The organism is Atopobium sp. ICM42b (assembly GCA_000564995.1).
GTDB lineage: Bacteria > Actinomycetota > Coriobacteriia > Coriobacteriales > Atopobiaceae > Lancefieldella.
In genome coordinates, this window is record JDFH01000034.1 from 1 (window position 1) to 2868 (window position 2868).

The 2868-nt window shown below is 48.6% G+C and carries 3 protein-coding genes; 2 read left to right on the forward strand and 1 reads right to left on the reverse strand.

Annotated features, from left to right (window positions below; translation table 11 throughout):
• The first annotated feature begins 261 nt into the window (after positions 1-261).
• Together HMPREF1493_RS06720 and HMPREF1493_RS06725 are read left to right on the forward strand one after the other, a co-directional pair.
• A complete protein-coding gene (locus HMPREF1493_RS06720) occupies positions 262-879 on the forward strand; it encodes a hypothetical protein (protein WP_156921407.1) in 618 nt (205 codons plus the stop codon).
• 4 nt (positions 880-883) lie between these two features.
• Entirely contained in the window at positions 884-2419 is a 1536-nt protein-coding gene (locus tag HMPREF1493_RS06725) for a hypothetical protein (RefSeq protein WP_035428879.1), read from the forward strand.
• A gap of 82 nt (positions 2420-2501) precedes the next feature.
• Here the strand turns inward: HMPREF1493_RS06725 and HMPREF1493_RS06730 are convergent, their stop codons facing one another.
• Positions 2502-2777 carry an IS3 family transposase gene (locus HMPREF1493_RS06730; RefSeq protein ID WP_286127395.1) on the reverse strand — a complete coding sequence of 92 codons (276 nt, stop codon included), beginning with the start codon at positions 2775-2777 and terminating at the stop codon, positions 2502-2504.
• Positions 2778-2868: the final 91 nt, after the last annotated feature.

Genomic DNA, 2868 nt, shown 5'->3' on the forward strand with positions numbered 1-2868 from the left:
TCAATGAACGTCGTCGTAAGCGTCATTGTAGACCCATGGGTCACTACCTTCTCTTTTGTTGTTGCACTAGCAATGAAAATTCAAGACCACAAACAGATTGCGATAACAGCAACGTTTATCCAAGAGATGGAATTGTTTATGTAAACTTTAGTATTGAAACAAAAAATGCATCAGAATGCAAAACGCTGCACAAGCATGTGTGACGTTTCTACAACACAAAGCAATGTCGACCAAACATATAATGTTGCAAAGATTTTTTAAATGGAAGGAACACAAATGTTCGGCGCTAAAGAATCGGTAGTCATTGTCGAAGCAAAGGGCTGCGGTAAGTATTGTAAACAGCTATATACGCTTATCGGCACCAATAATGACAATAAGGACGATGTTATCGGACCAGTTGACGGTTCGGTAGAAGCATCTATTTTCAACGAAAAGCAGTTCGCATCCACTCTGCTTTCCTCAGACCAGAAAATTATCTTTGTCGGACGATCCAAGTCTGCCAAGGACTACCTCGATACCATAGAGACCGAGGCGACGGTACGCCTAGTAGAGCATGGCATTAAAATCCACGTGAGTGGAAAGCAGGCGTACATCGACGTTGCTGGCAATGGACTCAGTAGTGAAGACTACCATGCGTTTCTCGACTACACAAAGGAACATGGACAGAGATTCGAGGACCTGATGAAAAACCTGCGTCAGGAGAAAGACGAGCAGGAAGGCAAAGTTATCGCACCGCTAGCTTTCTTTGGAAAGGCGGTAAGTAACGCCAGCACTTCGATTTCGACTGCGCTTAAAGACAGGGGTATACGAGACCAACAATTCCGTTTTGCCATAAAACTCTTCTACCTGAATTACCTGCGTGCGTTCGTAGAAGCGTAGAGCCATGAACGAATTCGAGCAAGGATACGTATTCGCTGTAAAACAAGGCACCGCCACCTGGGGTGCCGCTGCCGAGTCTGAATACGTGGAGCATGTCGAACAGGCCATCAGCGAGCTCTACAAACGGATGAACGCGTACAACTACTACAAGGCTACCATACCTTCACAGGAATCACTGAAGGGCTTCATTGCCGAAGAGTGGGCATCGGGGACTCTCAATGTCGATGCCGCAGTGAAAGGTAAGCCGGCGCTCGCCGAAGTTTTGAAGTCTACGGACCTCGGATCCGTAGACGTAGCCACCTTAGAAGGCGGTATGTACCAGCTTAAGTTTTACCTTGATCCAAGCGCCACCGTAAAGGCACTAGGCACCACGCTCAGAGAGGTCTACCAAAGCTCCTCAGCCAGCGCAACCATGAGCTTCGACGAATGGACTGCTTCGAAGGGGTTCACAGGCAAACTTCCGACCGACCTTCTCTATGACGGTCAATGGGGCGTCGTTCCCTCAGATAAACTGGCAGATTGTCAGATGGAGGCATTCAAAAGGCTATCAAAAGCCAAAGCCCTAAATCGCGCTGACGAAGTATCTCGCTGGAAAAGAGTATCGGATGCCCTGACCGATAAGTTGGAAACCACAGACGGAATATCCAGCAGGCCACAAACGCTAGAGGATGCCCGCCAGAAGGCAATAGCCGTCAGCAGGAACGAGGAGCTTCTCCCTGAGGCAGACGGCATGACCACCGCAGAACTTATCAAGATAAAGAACCTAATGGCACAGTCCTTCAAAGCCGGTGCCACTGCCGCCGCAATATCAGCTGTCGTTAAAATAGCCCCAGAGATATACAAGGCCATTGACTACTTAATAGCAGGGGGAGAGCTCGACAAGGAAAGCCTGAAGACAATCGGAGCTGCCACGTTCGATGGTGCCGCTACTGGTTTTGTAAACGGCTCCGCTACGGCAGCAATCACAATCGCCGCTGGGAAGGGGGTTTTCGGGCAAGCGATAAAGGTTGCAATCTCCAAACCATTCGGCCCAACGGTTATCGGAGCCCTTGTCGTGCTGACCGTAGAGACCTGCAAAGACGCATACCTACTTGCGCGCGGTAAGAGGACGGCAGAAGACTTCGTCAACAATCTGGCACAGGACGTCTTTGTAACGATCTTTATGCTCGCTGGCGCAGCAGTCGCCTCTATTATCGCCCCTGAGGCCACAGTACCTATGCTCATTGGGTCGGCGGTTGGATCGGCCGTCGGCTGCCTCGCTTTTGCGCCTGTAAAGTCCTGTATACTGCAAGCCTCTACCGTTTCGGGCCTTACCTTATTCGGCCTCATTGAACAGGACGAGAGTCTTCCTCCACAACTGTTGAAAGAATTAGGCGTCAGGGGTGCTAGGTTCAATACCGCTGAATACCGCATAGAACGCCATAGTATGCCTGATGTGCATACAGCAAACGTAAAGCAAAGCGGTCTTCATACACTAGATGTTAAGCAGTTGCATCGCGATGTTATCGGGATAAACAAGGTAGGTTACGTGCTCACCTAATACAAACAAAATAAAACATATCAATCCGGAACAGATATAGGTTTGAACTGCGTCTCAAAACTTGGACGAATTTAATAAAGAACTAGGCTACTAAGGACTGATTTCGGAACTCCTTCGGGGTCAGTCCTTTTAGTTTAACCTGACGCCTTTGTGTGTTCCAGTACATAACATATGCATCTAAATCTGCTTTGAAAGACTCAAAGTTAGGCCACGTTCTTCCTCGGAAGAACTCGTCTTTCATGTGGCCAAAGACTTGCTCGGTGGCACCGTTGTCTATGCAGTTACCCTTTCTGGACATGCTCTGAACAACTCCTGCATCTTTCAGTCGTCTACACCACACGCATAAAAAGCCTCCCATTTCTTATGTCCAAGAAATGGGAGGCAGTTCACATGCGGGTGGCTTTTTTGGTGACTAGTTATAGGAGCGGTTCTGCGAAGAGAGCTTGAAT

Excerpts from the sequence above, each read along its gene's own strand:
- HMPREF1493_RS06730 (WP_286127395.1), bottom strand. The coding sequence starts at position 2,777 with ATGGGAGGCTTTTTATGCGTGTGGTGTAGACGACTGAAAGATGCAGGA.
- HMPREF1493_RS06725 (WP_035428879.1), top strand. The coding sequence starts at position 884 with ATGAACGAATTCGAGCAAGGATACGTATTCGCTGTAAAACAAGGCACC.
- HMPREF1493_RS06720 (WP_156921407.1), top strand. The coding sequence starts at position 262 with ATGGAAGGAACACAAATGTTCGGCGCTAAAGAATCGGTAGTCATTGTC.